This is a genomic window from Reichenbachiella sp. MSK19-1 (assembly GCF_003590315.1).
GTDB classification, from domain to species: Bacteria; Bacteroidota; Bacteroidia; order Cytophagales; family Cyclobacteriaceae; genus Reichenbachiella; species Reichenbachiella agariperforans.
Genome location: NZ_MIER01000016.1, coordinates 891,394 through 909,567, shown reverse-complemented (window position 1 = coordinate 909,567; position 18,174 = coordinate 891,394). Strand labels below are relative to the sequence as shown.

The 18,174-nt window shown below is 42.6% G+C and carries 18 protein-coding genes; 4 read left to right on the top strand and 14 right to left on the bottom strand.

The window, feature by feature from the left end; all coding sequences use genetic code 11:
- Positions 1–25 precede the first annotated feature (25 nt).
- The 3 genes from BGP76_RS16545 to BGP76_RS16535 all read left to right on the top strand — a co-directional run bounded on the left by BGP76_RS16545 (position 26) and on the right by BGP76_RS16535 (position 4,120).
- A complete protein-coding gene (locus BGP76_RS16545; RefSeq protein ID WP_119845487.1) occupies positions 26–1,549 on the top strand; it encodes a RagB/SusD family nutrient uptake outer membrane protein in 1,524 nt (507 codons plus the stop codon).
- Between the two features lie 80 nt (positions 1,550–1,629).
- On the top strand, positions 1,630–2,535 hold the full coding sequence (locus tag BGP76_RS16540) for a metallophosphoesterase (RefSeq protein WP_119845486.1): 906 nt from the start codon (positions 1,630–1,632) through the stop codon (positions 2,533–2,535).
- A 187-nt stretch (positions 2,536–2,722) separates the two neighbouring features.
- Positions 2,723–4,120 (top strand): alkaline phosphatase PhoX, encoded by a 1,398-nt coding sequence (locus tag BGP76_RS16535; protein ID WP_119845485.1) that lies wholly within the window; start codon positions 2,723–2,725, stop codon positions 4,118–4,120.
- A 100-nt stretch (positions 4,121–4,220) separates the two neighbouring features.
- On the opposite strand, the gene BGP76_RS20570 is transcribed toward BGP76_RS16535, so the two are convergent.
- The 6 genes from BGP76_RS20570 to nadA all read right to left on the bottom strand — a co-directional run bounded on the left by BGP76_RS20570 (position 4,221) and on the right by nadA (position 8,260).
- The gene (locus BGP76_RS20570) at positions 4,221–4,352 is read right to left on the bottom strand and encodes a hypothetical protein (RefSeq protein WP_255416150.1); all 132 of its coding nucleotides are present in this window, start codon (positions 4,350–4,352) and stop codon (positions 4,221–4,223) included.
- A 13-nt stretch (positions 4,353–4,365) separates the two neighbouring features.
- Positions 4,366–4,743 (bottom strand): GNAT family N-acetyltransferase, encoded by a 378-nt coding sequence (locus tag BGP76_RS20395; RefSeq protein WP_185146855.1) that lies wholly within the window; start codon positions 4,741–4,743, stop codon positions 4,366–4,368.
- Between the two features lie 41 nt (positions 4,744–4,784).
- Entirely contained in the window at positions 4,785–5,135 is a 351-nt protein-coding gene (locus tag BGP76_RS16525) for a hypothetical protein (RefSeq protein ID WP_119845484.1), read from the bottom strand.
- Between the two features lie 78 nt (positions 5,136–5,213).
- Positions 5,214–5,585: a hypothetical protein gene (locus tag BGP76_RS16520; protein ID WP_119845483.1), complete on the bottom strand. Its 372-nt coding sequence runs from the start codon at positions 5,583–5,585 to the stop codon at positions 5,214–5,216.
- 152 nt (positions 5,586–5,737) lie between these two features.
- Positions 5,738–7,294 (bottom strand): L-aspartate oxidase, encoded by a 1,557-nt coding sequence (gene nadB / locus BGP76_RS16515; protein WP_073120827.1) that lies wholly within the window; start codon positions 7,292–7,294, stop codon positions 5,738–5,740.
- A 6-nt stretch (positions 7,295–7,300) separates the two neighbouring features.
- Positions 7,301–8,260: a quinolinate synthase NadA gene (gene nadA / locus BGP76_RS16510; protein WP_119845482.1), complete on the bottom strand. Its 960-nt coding sequence runs from the start codon at positions 8,258–8,260 to the stop codon at positions 7,301–7,303.
- A gap of 189 nt (positions 8,261–8,449) precedes the next feature.
- Here nadA and BGP76_RS16505 point away from each other — a divergent pair, with 189 nt between their 5' ends.
- Complete coding sequence (locus tag BGP76_RS16505; protein WP_119845481.1) at positions 8,450–9,532, top strand: AI-2E family transporter; 1,083 nt, start codon at positions 8,450–8,452, stop codon at positions 9,530–9,532.
- Positions 9,533–9,645: 113 nt separating this feature from the next.
- Here BGP76_RS16505 and glpX read toward each other — a convergent pair whose 3' ends face one another.
- The 8 genes from glpX to BGP76_RS16465 all read right to left on the bottom strand — a co-directional run bounded on the left by glpX (position 9,646) and on the right by BGP76_RS16465 (position 18,173).
- Positions 9,646–10,593 carry a class II fructose-bisphosphatase gene (gene glpX, locus BGP76_RS16500; RefSeq protein ID WP_119845480.1) on the bottom strand — a complete coding sequence of 316 codons (948 nt, stop codon included), beginning with the start codon at positions 10,591–10,593 and terminating at the stop codon, positions 9,646–9,648.
- Between the two features lie 88 nt (positions 10,594–10,681).
- Positions 10,682–12,214 (bottom strand): hypothetical protein, encoded by a 1,533-nt coding sequence (locus BGP76_RS16495; protein ID WP_119845479.1) that lies wholly within the window; start codon positions 12,212–12,214, stop codon positions 10,682–10,684.
- Between the two features lie 13 nt (positions 12,215–12,227).
- Positions 12,228–15,041: a TonB-dependent receptor gene (locus BGP76_RS16490; RefSeq protein ID WP_073120835.1), complete on the bottom strand. Its 2,814-nt coding sequence runs from the start codon at positions 15,039–15,041 to the stop codon at positions 12,228–12,230.
- 145 nt (positions 15,042–15,186) lie between these two features.
- Positions 15,187–15,513: a gliding motility protein GldC gene (gldC, locus tag BGP76_RS16485; protein WP_119845478.1), complete on the bottom strand. Its 327-nt coding sequence runs from the start codon at positions 15,511–15,513 to the stop codon at positions 15,187–15,189.
- A gap of 7 nt (positions 15,514–15,520) precedes the next feature.
- Positions 15,521–16,447, bottom strand: a complete 927-nt coding sequence (locus BGP76_RS16480) for a bifunctional riboflavin kinase/FAD synthetase (RefSeq protein ID WP_119845477.1) — start codon at positions 16,445–16,447, stop codon at positions 15,521–15,523.
- A 33-nt stretch (positions 16,448–16,480) separates the two neighbouring features.
- Positions 16,481–17,170 carry a tRNA pseudouridine(55) synthase TruB gene (gene truB / locus BGP76_RS16475; RefSeq protein ID WP_252737288.1) on the bottom strand — a complete coding sequence of 230 codons (690 nt, stop codon included), beginning with the start codon at positions 17,168–17,170 and terminating at the stop codon, positions 16,481–16,483.
- Positions 17,167–17,964 carry an undecaprenyl-diphosphate phosphatase gene (locus tag BGP76_RS16470; RefSeq protein WP_073120840.1) on the bottom strand — a complete coding sequence of 266 codons (798 nt, stop codon included), beginning with the start codon at positions 17,962–17,964 and terminating at the stop codon, positions 17,167–17,169. Before BGP76_RS16470 ends, truB begins: the two co-directional genes overlap by 4 nt.
- Positions 17,961–18,173 carry a DUF3098 domain-containing protein gene (locus tag BGP76_RS16465; RefSeq protein ID WP_073120842.1) on the bottom strand — a complete coding sequence of 71 codons (213 nt, stop codon included), beginning with the start codon at positions 18,171–18,173 and terminating at the stop codon, positions 17,961–17,963. The genes BGP76_RS16470 and BGP76_RS16465 overlap by 4 nt, the downstream gene beginning before the upstream one ends.
- Position 18,174: the final 1 nt, after the last annotated feature.

Genomic DNA, 18,174 nt, shown 5'->3' with positions numbered 1-18,174 from the left:
ATTTAAAATATTAAAAAGCGTAACGATGAAAATATTGAAATATAGTTTCCTGATACTTTGTGCACTTTGGTCAAGCTCATGTTCGGAGGATTTTCTAGACCAAGAGCCCATTGGAGCACCTACAGATGCTACTTTTTGGAAGACAGAGGGAGATGCAGTGGCTGCTTCTAACGGGTTGTATGCTGCTTTTACTGATGATGATTTAGTAGGGAGAGGGTTCTTTTGGTATGTCAATGCTAGTGACGATATGGTCACAGGAAGGGTTAAATCTGATCCTGATAACATGAAAAATTTCATCTGTACTGGTGACGAGGGGTATACACGCAATATCTGGAGTAAAAAATATAAGGTCATCAAACAAGCCAATGATGTGATTAATAATGTGGCTGACATGGAAATTGATCAGACTTTGAAAGATAGGATTATGGGAGAAGCATATTTTCTATCTGGGCTGATGTATCTGGACTTGGCATATCACTATGGTAATGAAGATATTGGGATTCCGATTGTTGACCGTGCAGACTTGACACAGTTCAACATTCCTAGAGAAGAGAGTGTTATAGAAAATTATGCATACATCGTAGCAGAGTTTGAAAGAGCTGCCAAACTCTTACCCTATTTTGACAGCTATACTAGTGAAGATAGAGGGAGAGCACACAAGACCGCGGCCTACGCATACATGGCTAAGACATATCTCTATTGGGCGCAATATGATGCCTCCAAATATGCCAAAGCAGTAGAGGCTGCGGATCAGGTGATCAATTCGAATAAGCACGAATTGATTGATACGGATGATCCAGCAGTAGATTACAAGGCGGTATTTTCTTCGGTCAATAATTGGAGTAACGAGTACATCTGGTCTGTGGTGTCCAATACACAAACAGGTAGCATATTACCAGGAGTAATGTTCGAAAATAAAGGTTGGGGCAAGTACAACGGTTGGGGGTATTATCAACCAACTAAGGAGCTTTTTGATGCATATGCAACGGGAGATGCTAGACGTGACGTCACGATCTTCAAAGAAGGAACTGTGTTTACGTATATGGGAGAAGCATTCACTTGGACTCAGACATCTAATAACGAAACTGGCTACATGTTTGGTAAATACACAGAACCGTTCAGTGACCCGTCGAGATTGAACCCGAATGGGGATAAACCATCGACTGACTTGAATGTGCCACTCATGCGATATGCAGAGGTGCTTTTGATCAAAGCAGAAGCACTGATTGCTGATGGTAAGAATGGGGATATTCCACTTAACATAGTGAGAGATCGTGCAGGGCTTCCAGCATTGAGCAATGCAACTATGGATGAACTCAAAACAGAAAGGCGATGTGAGTTAGCTGGAGAGTGGAGTGATAGGCATTTTGATTTGGTCAGATGGGGAGATGCTGATGCGGTGTATGCTTTGCCACTACATGCTCATGATGGCTCTGAAGCATGGCCAGCTAGGCCGCAGTTTGATCCAGAAATCCATGACGTATGGCCGATTCCTCCTCATGAGGTGGCAGCCAGTAATGGTGTGTTGATTCCAAACGAAGGGTGGTGATAGAATAATATATAGTTTGAATAGTTGTCAGCCAGCTACTAGAAAAAAAGTTCGGTAGCTGGCTTATTTAATGATTGATCATGAAGATTTCAAGAAGACGATTTGTATGGAATGCATCCGCTCTCGCTGGAGGATTACTTTTGGGCGGTTCGTCCTTTTATAAGAAAGGGGGTGCTCTGAGGTTTGGTATGGTTACGGACTCACATTACGCAGATAGGGAGGTCTCAGGGACTCGATACTATAGAGAATCTATGAGAAAAATGAAGGAGTTTGTCAGTACGATGAATCATGAAGCGGTAGATTTTGTCGTGCATTTGGGAGATTTTAAAGATGAAGACCCTAAGAAACATTCGGAAGATACATTGCATTATCTAAAACGGATTGAGTCAGAGTATGCGCAATTCCAAGGCCCACGATACCACTGCGTGGGCAATCATGATGTAGATAGTATTACTAAAAGTCAATTTTTGTCCCAGATAGAAAACACTGGAATCAATCCAAAGTCTAGTTATTACTCATTTGATTTAGGAGGAGTGCATTTTGTGGTACTGGATGCCAACTACCATGCAGATGGGAGGGATCATTTTTATGCAGAAGGAGCCAATTGGCAGGACACCAATATTCCTCAAAGTCAGTTGAGGTGGCTCGAAACAGACTTAAACAGAGGTACACTGCCCATCATTGTTTTTTGTCATCACCCCCTATATGAGTACTACAGTGGTGATCACAAGTATCATGTCAACAATTACCAAGAAGTGCAACAACTAATGGAGACATCAGGAAAAGTGATGGCGGTGTTCCATGGTCATGTCCATAGAGAGGGACATCAGCAGATTAATGGCATTCATTATTTCACGCAGCTTGGTATGGTTGATTATTCAGGATTGGAGAATAATAGTTTTTCCATCGTAGAAATCAGCAAGCGTCAGATGGAAATTATTGGCTTTAAGAGGGTATCAAGTCAGAACTATAGTCTTAAATCATAGTTTTGATGCTTTTCAAAAACAATAGAGCTAAAATGATCTTTGTTTGAAAGGATCTATTGGTAGTTGTAACGTGAAAAATAAATATAAGATAAAAAATTAGTTTCATTGTTTAGGGAGGCTTGCTCAACTTGTATCTAGTCTATGAAGGCAAGTCTCTTTTCAAACAGGTTTGAGAAATACGATAATTATGGTAGAAAAAAGCAGAAGGAGTTTTATCAGACAATCCGCGATAGTCACATTAGGTTTTGTGGCATTGTCTAGGTGTAGTTTGAGCCAGTCAGGAAAAGAAACAGCTAGGGGATTGGTGGGAAAAGATAAGGGACTTCTACCCGATCCAAAAAAATACCTTGATTTACCAAAAGGGTTTTCATACAGGGTGATTTCTCGATCGGGAGAGAGGATGGATGATGGCTTATTGGTGCCAGGTAGAGCCGATGGGATGGGGGCATTTGATTTAGGAGAAGGGAAAATCGGGATCGTAAGAAACCATGAAAATAGTCCCAAGCCTTTAGAGAATAGCCCTTTTGGCAAAAATAATGAGAATTTGGATCAGTTTGATTCAACTAAAATGTATGATGCAGGTAATGGAAAGACACCTGGCCTAGGAGGAACAACAACACTTGTATATGATGAACTAACAGGAAAAGTCGAACAACAATATTTGAGTCTAGCTGGAACCTACCGAAACTGCTCGGGGGGCATGACACCATGGGGAAGCTGGCTGACTTGCGAAGAAGATGTGACAAGAGCTGGAGGAGATATTGAAAAGGATCATGGTTTTGTATTTGAAGTACCTGTAAGAGGTGCAGGGTTAGTCAACCCTAAACCTATCACAGCGATGGGGAGATTTAATCATGAAGCAGTGGCTGTAGACCCTGTTACACATATAGTTTATCAGACGGAAGATACATCAGACGGTTTGATTTATCGTTTCATTCCTACCAATAAGAGTGATTTACACGCTGGAGGCAGGCTGCAAGTATTGGCCATTAAGGATCACAAAAGTTTGGATACTCGTAACTGGAATGAAAAGACTATAAAACTTAGAAACCCTATGGATGTAGAGTGGCTGGATATTGACGATGTGCTGTCTCCAGATGATGATCTGAGGTTGAGAGGTTTCAAACAAGGAGCGGCTAGATTCGCAAGAGGAGAAGGAATGTGGTTTGGACAAAACGAATTATACTTTGCATGCACCAATGGAGGACCAGGTAAGTTTGGTCAGGTTTTTAGATACAGGCTTTCTCCTAACGAGGGGACGAGTGAAGAAAAGAAAGAACCAGGCAAATTGGAACTTTTTGCAGAGTCTGAAAGTAAAACTGTTTTGAACATGTGTGATAACTTGACTTTAGCTCCTTGGGGAGATGTTGTTTTATGCGAAGACAATGGTGATCTTAACCATATTTGGGGTATTGATGTGCAAGGACGAATATATCCTATTGCATGTAATCGAAGTTCTACTTCAGAGCTGACTGGAGCTGTATTTTCACCTTCTGGTAAAACCTTATTCGTCAATGTACAAGAAAATGGAGACACTTTGGCGATTACTGGGCCATGGGAACATTTACAATCTTATTTATCATAGTAGTATGTAGTGATAACATGAATAAGAGAGGGATATACTCTCTCTTATTCATGTCTTTAAAAGGGGTATTTCTGATTTCCCTTAGTTTGACACCTTGGCCTCAGCTCTTCATCATAAACCATTTGGCGAGGGGCTTGTAATTGACTTTGGTGCCGTGCATGAAAATACTGACCCGGTAGATTCTACTGGCTAGCCATGTCGTAAAGATAAACCCACCGATCATAGAGATCATAGATTAGGCCAATCTACACAGGGACATCAAAGGGTATACTTATCTTCATAATCACGGGAGAAGTAAAAGGAATCAGCGTCACTGTCGACAGCCAACCCGATTGCGGCAAATTTTGCCCCGAAAAACGGAGCAATACATACACACTAACCTCCGCCACCCCTCCATATACACAGCGAGATGAAACAGGTGACAGAGCTGCCCAACCTATGAGTTCTTCACCCTGCAATGCAACAATTCTACACGTGTCTAAATGATTGATATCCCACTCTGCCCAACTAGGTACTTCGGTTTCAAACGTAGCATTTCCTGTATCAAGCCCTTGCTGGTAGATACCTGCCACCTGAGTCCAATCCTCCGCTCTCAAGTCTCTAAAAACAACTTCTTCAATCATAGATGTAAATACGAAATAGAATCAAACAAGACGACTTCCATCTACAACAGTGCCAGCGCCTCTTCCATAGTAGAAACCTCAAGCGCCTCATAACCTGCAGCTGAGCCCGTGCGGCTAAACTGCATTTTGACCACAGGGTTGTCAGTCACTCGAATAACTTTGGTGACACCTATTCCTAACACAAATGCTTGGGCACGCTTGATTTCTTGTGCCCCTTGGGGTGAAGCAGGTTTCATGCGAGAGATATCATTGATTACCACAAAACCAGGCCTCAACTTTTTCGCTTCAGAAATGCACAAATCAGCTCCTTCTATTAGCTCTTGGTCTGTCAAAAAGCCCTCTAATATCAATACTAGTAAGTTCTTTTTCTCATCAGCTTTAATATCATACATGGTATTTGGACATATTAACTGTAGTAATGTTACTATATATCCTATCGACAAACAATGAATACGTCTGTATTTATTTGTTCATTTCTCTCCCTTATGCACAAGATAAAGCCACTCTTTGGCATCCTCTACAGTATCAAAGAGTTCTGCCTTTCGCCCTGTGAATTTGATCATGGTTCGTGCGATCAGTTTAGTCATAGAGGTTAGTCCCACGGCTGCCGTACCTTTGACATAGGGTGCATTAGATTTCCCAACTCTCTTTATCTCATCGATAAAAGCGGAGTTGATTTTGATCCCTTCGACATTTATTAGAGAACAAACTGATTTGGGAGGATACTGACTGATCACATCGACAGCTTCTTGTAACACTTCGAACCCTTCTTCTTTGGCGAGACCAGACAGATTGGTATAGATGATACTAATATCCTTGTAGGAGATGATTTCGACACTCATGCTTATGATAGTTTAGGTAGATTCTACATAAGTTCCTCTACTTTTAGTGCTTCTCCAAATTTTTCATGCAAAAAACCACTATTACATAACATCACAAGGTGTAGTACATCACAGTACAGTCATACAAATCTCTATGAGCTTGAATCTACATGTCAGCTAGTTCTAAAAAATCCTCCACGGTTTTCGTCCCTTTTCAGCGACTGCTGAATAATGAGATAAGACACCGTGATCAAATTTCTCAACTCAGACAACTGAGGGGATATTTTGGACTTTTTGTAAAGTTCCTCCGTTTCGTCATAGAGCAGCTTCAGGCGTTTATTGGCCCGATCTAGACGCTGAGTAGAACGGATAATCCCGACATAGTTGGACATGATCGCTTGCACCTCCTTGCGGTTATGCGTGATCAAAATCAGCTCCTTGGGATCTGTCGTTCCTTTGTCACTCCAATCACGTGGGGTAGGCATATAAGTGATTTGATCGAAAATATCCAAAGACTTTTGGTAACTGCGATGCGCATATACGATCGCTTCTAGGAGTGAGTTAGATGCCAGTCGGTTGGCGCCATGAAGCCCTGTACACGCTGACTCTCCCACCACAAACAAGTTGCCCACACATGACAACCCTGAATGATCCACCTCTATACCTCCACAGAGATAATGCGCCGCTGGCACGACTGGAATCATATCATGTTCTATATCTATGCCTATGCTGCGGCACTTATTGGTAATGTTAGGAAAATGCTTCTCAAACTCTTCTATGTCTAGATGTCTACAATCTAGATATACATATTCATCTCCAGATCGCTTCAGTTCTGCATCGATAGCACGAGACACGATATCACGAGAGGCTAACTCCTGACGCTCGTCATAGTGCTGCATGAACGACTCTCCATTCTTATCACGCAACATGCCTCCAAATCCACGAACTGCCTCTGAGATCAAAAAAGTCTGTCCTTTTCGCTCAGGTTCATAGAGTGCCGTAGGATGAAACTGGACAAATTCCATGTGACTAACCTTTGCCTTGGCACGGTAGGCCATCGCCACACCATCGCCTGTTGCTACCTTGGGATTGGTTGTGTTTTGGTAGACATGTCCTATTCCTCCACTGGCGAGCATAGTGATTTTCGAGGTAAAACTCTCAATGCTCTTGGTCTTCTCGTTGAGAACATAAGCACCAAAGCAAGTACGTGACTTACCTGCTGCCCCTTCGTCGAGATGGTGTTCCGTGATCAGATCCATCGCAAAATGATGCGGTAGTATCTCTACATTTTTACAACGGTGTACTTGCTCAAGGAGTGCTCTCTGGATTTCATATCCAGTAATGTCTTTGTGATGAAGAATCCGATTCGCAGAGTGTCCCCCTTCTTTGCCTAAATCATACTTACCGTGCTTCCCTTTATCAAACTTCGTCCCCCATGCAATAAGCTCTTTGAGCCGAACAGGTGCCTCCCTGACGACAAATTCCACCACTGCCTCATCGCACAGGCCATCTCCCGCGATCAAGGTATCTTTGATATGCTGATCGTAGGAGTCTAACACCTTGTCCATCACTACCGCCATACCACCTTGGGCATATTTGGTATTGGACTCACTCTCGTAGGATTTGGTAATCATAGCCAAGCGCTTATCCGGGCACTCTTTGGCTATTTTTAAGGCATAGGTTAACCCTGCTATTCCTGATCCTATGACCAAGTAATCGTAATGTGGCATGAAGATCTATTTAGATAAGTCAAGCATTCTCTCTAATGGCACGAGCGCCTTTTTGCGGATATCCTCTGGCACATCGACTTCTGGCAACTCATTCTTGAGACAAGCGTAAAGCTTCTCTAGGGTATTCATTTTCATGTAATGACATTCGCTACATGCACAGGTGTTGTCATCTTTGGCAGGTGCAGCGATCAGTTTTTTATGTGGGACACGCTTTTGCATTTCGTGCAGAATCCCAGCCTCTGTAGCGATGATAAACTCCTCTGAATCGTCCTCCTGCACAAAATTGAGCAGCTTTTCTGTAGAGCCTACAAAGGCTGAAATACGAAGGATATTCTGTGTAGATTCTGGATGCGCAATGAACTTAGCTTTAGGGTGTTCCTTGTGCAAGTCGAGTATCTTATCCATCGCAAAAGCCTCATGCACCATACACGCCCCATCCCACAGCAGTAGATCTCTACCCGTCTGATGAATCAAATACTCTCCTAGGTTTCTATCTGGAGCACAAATAATCTTCTGATCCTTAGGGATAGAATTGATAATATCGACAGCATTGGACGAGGTACAGATGATGTCACTCATCGCTTTGATCTCCGCAGTACAGTTGATGTACGTCACCACAATATGATCAGGGTGAGCATCCACAAATTCCTTGAACGGGCCAGGCTGTGCAGAATCTGCAAGTGAACAACCTGCATTGAGATCTGGTAAAATCACCTTTTTGTTTGGGTTGATAATTTTAGCCGTCTCCGCCATGAAATGTACTCCGGCAAATACGATAATATCAGCATCCGTCTCCGCTGCTTTTCTCGATAGTCCTAGGCTATCTCCCACATAGTCCGCTAAGTCCTGAATGTCTGCTTCTTGGTAATAATGAGCCAACAACACGGCATTCTTCTCTTTCTTCAATCGAAGAATTTCCTCCATGTATTCCTTTCTTGTCTTGGGGATATCAATCACATGCTCCATATCTATATTTTCAAAGGTTCTTCACCCTCTTGTACGCAAGCGCAAAAGTAACCGATGGACCATTGAGGACAAAAAAAGCAATTAAGTATGTGTGCATTCTTAGTGTTTTGATAACAAAATAAATTGGATCAGTCCAGATACAATGATTATCTTCATCGCCTAATTGCCAATACCTATTACTAAACATCGATGAGTCAGATTTCAGATACTTCTACGCAAAGCATAACCAAATTCACTTACATACTCCTGTCACTCATAGCGGTCATCGTCATCTTGGTGTACACTGAGGAATATGTAGTCCCTTTTATCATCGCACTAATTATCTGGTTTATCATCCACGAGCTGAGAGAAAATCTCCAATGGATCCCTTGGGTACGGAAGAATGTTCCTATTTGGCTACAGAGTCTGATCGCTTTTGTGATCATCAACCTTGTCATCATCGGGGTAGGCGAACTGGTATATATTAACTCCACAATCTTGTACGAAAATATCGATCTCTACGAGCAAAATTTTCAAGCAGTACTCCTTCAACTCAATGAAATTTTCAACATAGACATAGCCTCCAAGGTCAACAAATACACGCACGATTTTGATGTGGACGAGTTCGCAGCATCCATGCTCAATACGACTACCGCACTATTCGGAAATGGCTTTCTCATTGTCATATACGTTATTTTCTTACTTATCGAGGAGTCTATCTTCCCACTCAAACTCAAAGCCTTTTACCCTAACGAAGAAGAACAAGAAAAAAAACAAGATCTATTCTACAAGATGGATCAAAACATAGGCCGATACCTTCGCCTCAAAACGATTGTAAGTTTCCTAACGGGAGCACTGAGCTATATTGTATTGCTGATCTTTGGTGTCGAAGCTGCATTATTTTGGGCCTTACTCATCTTCGTACTCAACTTCATCCCTACTGTAGGTTCACTGATAGCCACTGTCTTTCCTGCCATATTCGCAGTACTACAAATGGCTGAACTAGCCCCTTTTGTGTACATCATGCTATCCGTAGGAGCAGTACAGATCATCATCGGTAATGTCGTAGAACCCAAGCTCATGGGCACTTCCCTCAACATGAGTTCACTTGTCGTCGTACTATCACTGACGATATGGGGTGGAATATGGGGTATCATGGGAATGATACTCAGTGTGCCAATCACGGTCATGATGATCATAGTCTTCGAAGAAATCCCTAGCCTCCGATTTATTGCAGTAGCCTTATCAGAAAAAGGAGAACTGTCAGAAGCTCCCAAGCGAGTCAAAAAATAGTGCAATCGCAGTTTTGCAGTGTTAACTTTTCCAAAGCTCTATCTTTTAATTCTTCAAAAGCCCTAACCTCTAGAAGTGAATGGAATGAAAACTTTGGAAAAATTAGGGCGCTTCTAAACCTGATTATTGTACGTACTACGTGTGACTTGTCCTAAATCAGGCCCGATCGTGATGCATTCGGTAGTCAAGTCACCTACCTCGCTAGTTTGAACGCCTGCTAACAGAGGTCCCGAAGTAACACCTGCCGCAGCAAAAATCGCCCAATCACATAACACCAAATCATCCACCTGATAAACACGACTCAGGTCTATTCCCTCACGCTCTAAACTAAGTTCCTCTTCAGCTTTTTGAGGTGCTAGCTTGCCCTGCATATCACCGCCAAGCGCGCGAACTGCCGCAGCAGTAATCACCGCCTCTGGCGCGCCACCTATTCCCATCAAAACATCTATTCCCGTATCTGGCATCAGCGCCAATACTGATCCGATGACATCTCCTTCTTTATGGATATAAACAAGGACTCCTGCAGCTTTCAGCTCCTCTATCAGCGTATGGTGTCGTGGTTTGTCTAGGATGTAAACCCCTACTTCGGTGACAGGCTTATCGAGTGCTTTCGCGATAGCTTTTATATTTTCCATAGGTGTGCGATTGATATCGATGGCACCTTTGGCCTCCGCTCCCACGACTAGTTTGTCCATGTAATAGGCTGAACCAGAATCCCAAAAACGTCCCCGTTGAGTAGCGGCGATCACAGTGATAGCATTGGGCAATCCCTCCGCCATCAAGCGAGTCCCTTCGACAGGATCAACTGCTATATCTACAGCTACTCCCTTACCTGTACCTAAGGTCTCTCCGACATAGAGCATCGGTGCCTCATCCTTCTCTCCCTCCCCGACACGAACAATCGCATCCAGTCTAGCACCATCAAAAGCCCGCCGCATCGCATCCACTGCCGCCTGATCTCCTGCTTCTTTCTCTCCGCTCCCAATAAACTCCTTAGTAGCTAAAGCAGCCTGCCCAGCTACTACTCTCAATATCTCCGTAAGTTCCTTTGCCTCTTTCATGTGCACCAAAGCTAGGTATCCCTTCAGTAACAAAAAACCCCGACAGAAATTAACTCTATCGGGGTTTTCAAAAATCGTTTACCGTATCCTACTGCTGAAACGGCGAGCTATTATAATCCATCACATTTAGTTTTGGGATTTCTGACTGAAATTCCTCCTCCAGTACATCAATCAACTCATTTGCCAATATCGCATGTCCGCGAGGGTTCGGATGAATCCCATCATTAGAAAATATTCCATTGGGAGTAAAGTCAGGCGAAAGATTAAAACCTCCCGTTTCTGGAGAAGAGTAGCCCCCTCCAACTGCTATCCCCAGCAAAAGCGTATAAGCATCGAACAGTACTATTCTATCCTCGGTAGCTGCCACCGTAGCAATAGATGTATTAATAGCCGTGAGATTCGTAGCTATCTTGGTCAGCTCATCCACTCTGAGAGAATATTTATCATCCAATGGCACCCCTACACCAATAACAGAAGCGGGATTATCAGGATCAGCCAATGTCCCTAAGATATTGCTAGCTGCCAAAAGGACGATTTCACCATCCTGTAACTGTCTATACTTAGGGATTGGTATCGCTCCACCAGAATTTGTCTCAACATCCGTAAGGTTTGGGTCAACAATCACAATTCCATTTCCTCCTAACGCGTAAGAGATGGTTCTTAAAGCAGCCTCGTCAGAATCAATGATTCCATTGGCTAATGCTGCTTGAACACCTCCATTATATCCAGCAAACGCACCATTCGCTTGATCTACACTTTCTTGACTAGACATAGGTATGGCATTGAATGGCACTGCCTGAAAATGTGGTAACGCTAGTATATTTGGCACATTGACAATCACTCCCTTTGCGCTAGTATTTGCCATCAACTGGCTCACGATTGCATTGATATGCCCATCTACTTCGGTAGGGTCAGTCAGTATGGCTTCATTCGTACCTCCACTAGCAGCATAACCCAAAACATCATTACCCCCTGCCCAAAGCGTGAAAAATGTTGGCTGTCTTGCTATCGCGTCTCCGAGTATAGTAGAACTACCAGGATCAGAAGCAAACCTTGCATAAAGTGCGTTATAAGCAGGGTTTCCAGATGCTGGACCTCCGGTTAATGGAGTTAAGATTTGTGAAGTCTGTATACCTGGAACACCAAAATTATTTAAAACGGCTTTATCTCCAGTAAATGGCGTAGGGACTTCCCCTTCAGACAAGACTAAGCCTGCATCACCCAGTGCTCCGTCATTGTTTAGATCCAAATCTAAAATATACTTCCCATAAATCGTCCCGTCGCTCGTTGCACTCGAATACCCATTAACAGATTCAATAGACGGCACATTAAACTCTCCCCCTCCGATATCTTCATGAGCTAGTTGTTTCGCAAGCAACACAGGGAATGAATTGTTTTGTGAGTGCGTATACAGTGCAGCATCCATCGTGCCCCCTGTAATCGAAGCGCCAATGGAGACATAAGTACTATAATCGACCAGTCCTGGATCTCCTGTTTCAGGCACTTCCGCACCGTCCTGAGTGTTTTCTACTCTTTCTTCTATTAACTTATCTTCCTCATCACAACCAAAAGCAATGAAGGTGAATGCTAAAAGTGACATGTATAATTTTATGCTTTTCATCTTTCTATTGATTTTAATTCAAGAATTGATCAAATGTGATAGAAACGTAGTAGATCGCCCCCATTCGAGGGTTACCTATCCCTGTCGTGTATCTCTTGTTCAGTACATTGCTACCACCTAATTTGACCACCGATTTCAAACTAGAAAGTTTATAACTAACCTGTGCATCTAAGGTACCAAAAGCAGGTACTACAGCATTACCAAAGGAAGAAGACCAAAGAAAGGCATCTTGCCATCTCCACTTTACATTGAAGCCAACGTTATCGATCACTTCTCTATTACTCAACCCAATATTGTAAGTGTACTCAGGGGTATTGTATTGTGATCTAAACCCTTGATCTCTCAAAGCTTGATCATCAAGCAATTCATTAAACGCCACATTACCGGATAGTTTATACCCTTTACCCATAAAATAATCTGCTTGCAACCCCCATCCATGTGTCTTGATAGACCCTTCTGCATTCACATCAAAACCATACTCTTGTGTAGGAACAGTTCCTTGTATGATATTGTCTTGAGCAGCTTGAGTATTGGGATCATAACCAGGATCATTTTGAAGACCATTAGGTACTGCTTGTACAAAGTAAATCTCAGCGATAAAATCCTGATAACTACTATGGTAATAATACCCATCAACCATCAATTTATCTTGTAAAAACAATCCACGATAACCTACTTCGAAAGTACTAATCTTTTCTGTAGTGAAATCATCGTCCACCTGGCTGGCTCTTTCTAAGTCCGTTCTCAGTCCAGCACGAGCATCAGCCAAACTTTGTGTAGTATAAACTGTATTAGTTTTGAATCGATATCTATCAACCAACAGGCTATTACTGCCAATCAACCTTCTTGTTTGAACATCTAAGTCAATAAATTGATCTTGAGTCGTCGGAATTCTAAATCCACGTTGAAACGATCCACGTAAATTATGGTTTTCAGCAATTGTTCCTACCACAGAGACTCTTGGAGAAAACTGTCCATCGAAGTTTTCATTTTTATCATACCGACCTGATGCTTGAACTTTTAATCTATCATCAACAAAAGATTTAGACAACTGTACATAAGCACCATACTCTCCATAAGACTGCTCATTTCCATCATCATCCAACGCAAATAAAGTACCGTCAGAATTTAAATTATACCTACGATAGTTAGCTCCTGCTATGATCTCAACCGCATCCACTAAGTGACTAAAGTTATAGCTTCCTTCGAAGTGGTTCATACTAGAGGCATCCTTAAACTTAGCCCCTCCATCAAAAATAGAAATCTGTCTTAACGAATCCATTCCTACCTGCCACTGTTCAGTCCCTGGAGCATAGGCCGCTTGCAAACCATCCGCATAACCTCTAGCTGCGGCATGCGCTTGATCGATAGTAGCACCTTGTCCTCTCGCTCCCAAGAACCCCAAAGTGTAATCTGGCACATACTTGTTCTGATTGATCAGAGAAGCTACAGTATTAGCAGCATAGGTATCACCTGAGTTTTCTTGTGTGGTATAAGCTCTCACATAAAAATTCTCATTTCTTAACTCCAATTTAGCCGTCCATATTGAGAATCCGTCTAAAACAAACCTATCGTTCGCTGTATAGACAGTACTACCAGACCCATAGTTAAATTGTCCAGACACCTCCAAGTTGTCAGTAATCCTGTAATGCAAGGCTCCTCCTATCTTAAAACTCTCAGTGGTATTGTCTACGAAAGAAGACTCTGTGAAACCTGTAGGTGAGAATGCTCCATCAGGACCAGTAGGCAACTGACCTGCTACCGCTTCATATGCAGGATCCAATCTCGGGATCAAACCAAGGTTAAACCCAAAATCGCCATAAGTGTTGACACCATCATAGTTTCTGTTATTCTGTCTGTTTCGCCCCTCACTCTCTACAACATATCCAGACCCCTGACCATTGGTTGTAGTACTTTGGTCTCTGTAATCCACACCACGAAAATCATTGGCTTTCAGGTAGGACGCCGTTACTTTGACAGCAAACTTATTGTTAAATGCTTTAGCATAACGAATGCCATAATCTTGATAAAGAGAAGGATCATCGTCTTCACCATCCACGTGATTGACTCCCAGCTTGGTATATGCACTTAAACCTTGGTATTCAAATGGACTCTTGCTATTCATCAACAAGACTCCATTAAGAGCGTTGGGACCGTATAGCGCAGAAGCAGCACCAGGGATCATTTCAGCACTTTCCAAATCGAGATCGTTGATACCAACAATGTTCCCAACGGCAAAATTAAGACCAGGAGCGACATTATCTATCCCGTCAATAAGTTGCACAAATCGGTTGTTACCATTCGCTCCAAAGCCCCTCGTATTGATTGATTTAAACGTGATACTTTGTGCACTCATATCTACTCCTTTGAAATTGACCAATGCATCGTAGAAATTAGTAGCAGCTGTTTCTTTAATAGCCAGCACATCCATTTTTTCAATCGAAACTGGCGATTGCATCACAGACTCTTCAACTCTAGAAGCTGAAACCACCACTTCTTGTCCCATGATGGCTGTTTCAGTAAGTGCGACCTCCAAACCTTGGACATTGGCTGTTGTGATTTCTTGTTCCACGGCGGAGTACCCCACCATCGAAAATACTAGAGTAATCGGGGGGGCAGAATTGACCTGCAGTCTAAAATCACCATCCGTATCAGAAATGGTCCCAACCACTTTATCTTTCACGCGAATACTCACGCCGAGTAAGGGTTCTCCTGAGCCCGCATCCTTGACGCTACCCGAAACGTCAGTTTGTGCCACTGCGGCAAAGCCAACCAATACGGCACAGGCAAATGCAAGCGCAAATTGCTTAGTAATTAGTCTTATCATATCATGTGTCTTAAATGTTGCTAAATCTGGTCTCTATACAATTGGAAATACACAACCAGCCTCTAATAATAGTGAAAAAATCTCTTTTGACAGATTCACTACTGCTTAATTTAAAGGAATAAAATGAAAAAAGTAGGCGTGCATACTACTTTTGATTCAGGTACTCTACCAATTTTTCGCAGAGATTGGCAATTTCGGTCGACATGAATTCATCACCAGTAGCATTGAGTAGCGTGTTGGAGGCACTTCCTAGCATATTGACATAAAACATCTTCATCGCATCGACATTCATATCCTTAGTCCAGAGATCCAGATTCAAGGTATCCTTTTTATCATGATCCCAAAAAGAGAGAGATACGGCTTTGGCATTTTGGAGTGCACCATTGGCATTGTCCTCAGCTGACCAAGTTATTTCTTCTGGCACGCTATTTTCGTCGAGTGTTACGTCTACACTTATCTTAGATTTTCTCATCCTATTTTTATCTTAAAACTGCTAAACTTTCCTTTTTATCTATCTTCAACTGCTCTTGTAGCCTAGTCAATGAGTCGAATTTTTGTTCTCCTCGCATATACTGAATAAAGGAGACTGTGATCTCTTGATCATATATATCCTGCTGGAAATCAAAAATATGTGCTTCGATCACACGGTGTACACCTTCTACAGTGGGTCTAAACCCAATATTAAGCATTGCGTCCATTTCCTGTCCGTCTAGTCGGACTTTGACGGCATACACGCCATCTTTGGGTATTACTTTATAATGTGCACCTAATCGAATATTCGCTGTAGGAAAACCGATTTCACTCCCTATTTTTTTCCCAGACACTACCGTACCAGTGATCTCGTAGGGCCTACCCATATATTCGTGTGCGAGGTGTACATTTCCTTCGAGAAGGGCTTTTCTGATTTTGGTAGAGCTGACCCCTACATCATCTATATCTTGGCGTGGGATCTCTTCCACATCAAAATTAAATAGCTGGCTGTGCTCTTTGAGGTACTCAAAACTACCTTCTCTGTTCTTTCCAAACTTGTGATCATAACCAATGATCAACTTTCGAGTACCTATACGGTCAACTAGTACGTCTTGGATAAACTCCTGAGAACTCAGCTGTGAAAAAGCGGGGGTAAATGCAATCTTTACAAGATAATCGATACCGACTTCCTCCAGTATAGCAGCCTTTTCTTCAAAGGTCGTGAGTAGTTTGAGAGAAGTATCATCAGGAAAAAGCACAAATCGCGGATGAGGCCAAAAGGTCAGCACGACACTTTTCCCTCCTGCTTTCTGTGCTGCTTTGACTATCTTTTTGAGGATTTTCTGATGACCTATGTGTACACCATCGAAAGTACCACTAGTAACAATGGCATGAGGTATATTATGAATCTGATCAATTCCGTCCAGTACGATCATCAAGCTTGGGGTTCTAAGATTTACGACGCAAATTTAATCTCTTTCGAGACTTGCTATAAATTCCTCCAGATTATATGCGTCCTCGACACGATGATCACCGATCGCAGTACGACGCAGTTCGGACATATAGGCGCCACACCCTAATGCCTCGCCTAGATCTCGTACTAAACTCCTGATGTAGGTTCCTTTAGAACAGTCTATTTCGAATTTAACCTCAGGGAGGTTAGATGCATCAATTATAAACTTCGGAACACTGACAGGGCGCGGATCTAGCTTAGCCTCTTCTTTTCTTCTAGCAATTTTGTAGGCTCGTTCTCCGTCTATCTTAATCGCACTATAAATTGGCGGCACCTGCATAATATCTCCAGTGAGCTCATCCGCAGCAGCCTGTATCTCGGAGGTAGTGATATGGCTGTAATCCGATTCAGAATCGAACTCAGTCTCCAGATCAATGGACGGAGTTGTTTTACCGAGCACCAAAGCTCCGGTGTAGCTTTTTCCTAAATCCTGAAATTCATTAATTTTCTTAGTGGCTTTGCCCGCACATACGATCAGCAAACCTGTGGCTAGTGGGTCTAAAGTACCAGCATGACCTACCTTTTTTATTCTTAATCTATTACGAACCTTTTTGACTACATCAAAAGAGGTCCACTCATAAGGCTTGTCAAGTAAAAAAACCTCGCCTTTCTGAAAATCCAATTCCGACAGCTTTATCTCTTTCAAATCAATAACCCTCCTATGACAGCTCCCAACCCTACTACCCCACAGTAAACTGCGAAATAGATCAGCTTGCCTTTTTTGACAATCGAAATCATCCAGTTACATGCCAAGAGTCCCGCCACAAAGGCAGCTATAAACCCTACGACCAAGCTGGTCACAGGTAGCCCTGTCGCCAACTCAGGAGCTTCGATGAGGTCTTTGGTTTTGAGTAGCATCGCACCTATAATGGGTGGCAACACCATCAAGAAAGAAAAGCGCGCTGCTTTCTCCTTGTTGACTCCTAGAAGTAGTGCTGTTGATATAGTCGATCCTGATCTAGAGACACCTGGCAGAATAGCAATGGCTTGCGCTAACCCTATGATAAGTGCGCTCTTGAATGTAACTGAGCCTTCGTGCTTTTGACTGAAGTAGGTAAAAGCTAACAATGCAGCAGTCACCAGTAACATCGCGCCAACTAACAATATTTTACCTCCAAACAATGCCTCAATTTGATCTTCGAATAATACTCCTACTAACCCTACTGGAATCATCGACAGTAGAATCTTCGCTGCAAAAGAGGTCTCATCGTTCCATTGGAACTTGAACAAACCTTGAATAATTTCTAAAATATCTTTTCGGAATACGACTATGGTACTCAGTGCTGTAGCCCCATGTACTAAAATCGAAAAAAGCAGATTATCCTCGGACTGGACGCCTAAAAAGTAGCTTCCTAACTCCAAGTGTCCACTGCTACTAACAGGTAAAAACTCTGTCAGCCCTTGAATAATCCCAAGGATCAACGCTTCGATTACACTCATTTATTCTCCTTGGATTTGTATAAAATAGCGACAAACTCAATAACAAAACCTAACACTACTACGATAGGGCCAAGAGTCAGTCCTTTGAACCCAAACCCGTAAGGTTCAGTATCTAGCGTCATGATAAAGAATCCGAGTACCAGCACACAGACCCCCGCAATCATGATTATATAGTTGATTTTCGAAAACGCTAATTTGTTATTACTCATA

Excerpts from the sequence above, each read along its gene's own strand:
- BGP76_RS16545 (WP_119845487.1), top strand. The coding sequence starts at position 26 with ATGAAAATATTGAAATATAGTTTCCTGATACTTTGTGCACTTTGGTCA.
- BGP76_RS16540 (WP_119845486.1), top strand. The coding sequence starts at position 1,630 with ATGAAGATTTCAAGAAGACGATTTGTATGGAATGCATCCGCTCTCGCT.
- BGP76_RS16535 (WP_119845485.1), top strand. The coding sequence starts at position 2,723 with ATGGTAGAAAAAAGCAGAAGGAGTTTTATCAGACAATCCGCGATAGTC.
- BGP76_RS20570 (WP_255416150.1), bottom strand. The coding sequence starts at position 4,352 with ATGATCTCTATGATCGGTGGGTTTATCTTTACGACATGGCTAGCCAGT.
- BGP76_RS20395 (WP_185146855.1), bottom strand. The coding sequence starts at position 4,743 with ATGATTGAAGAAGTTGTTTTTAGAGACTTGAGAGCGGAGGATTGGACT.
- BGP76_RS16525 (WP_119845484.1), bottom strand. The coding sequence starts at position 5,135 with ATGTATGATATTAAAGCTGATGAGAAAAAGAACTTACTAGTATTGATA.
- BGP76_RS16520 (WP_119845483.1), bottom strand. The coding sequence starts at position 5,585 with ATGAGTGTCGAAATCATCTCCTACAAGGATATTAGTATCATCTATACC.
- nadB (WP_073120827.1), bottom strand. The coding sequence starts at position 7,294 with ATGCCACATTACGATTACTTGGTCATAGGATCAGGAATAGCAGGGTTA.
- nadA (WP_119845482.1), bottom strand. The coding sequence starts at position 8,260 with ATGGAGCATGTGATTGATATCCCCAAGACAAGAAAGGAATACATGGAG.
- BGP76_RS16505 (WP_119845481.1), top strand. The coding sequence starts at position 8,450 with ATGAGTCAGATTTCAGATACTTCTACGCAAAGCATAACCAAATTCACT.
- glpX (WP_119845480.1), bottom strand. The coding sequence starts at position 10,593 with ATGAAAGAGGCAAAGGAACTTACGGAGATATTGAGAGTAGTAGCTGGG.
- BGP76_RS16495 (WP_119845479.1), bottom strand. The coding sequence starts at position 12,214 with ATGAAAAGCATAAAATTATACATGTCACTTTTAGCATTCACCTTCATT.
- BGP76_RS16490 (WP_073120835.1), bottom strand. The coding sequence starts at position 15,041 with ATGATAAGACTAATTACTAAGCAATTTGCGCTTGCATTTGCCTGTGCC.
- gldC (WP_119845478.1), bottom strand. The coding sequence starts at position 15,513 with ATGAGAAAATCTAAGATAAGTGTAGACGTAACACTCGACGAAAATAGC.
- BGP76_RS16480 (WP_119845477.1), bottom strand. The coding sequence starts at position 16,447 with ATGATCGTACTGGACGGAATTGATCAGATTCATAATATACCTCATGCC.
- BGP76_RS16470 (WP_073120840.1), bottom strand. The coding sequence starts at position 17,964 with ATGAGTGTAATCGAAGCGTTGATCCTTGGGATTATTCAAGGGCTGACA.
- BGP76_RS16465 (WP_073120842.1), bottom strand. The coding sequence starts at position 18,173 with ATGAGTAATAACAAATTAGCGTTTTCGAAAATCAACTATATAATCATG.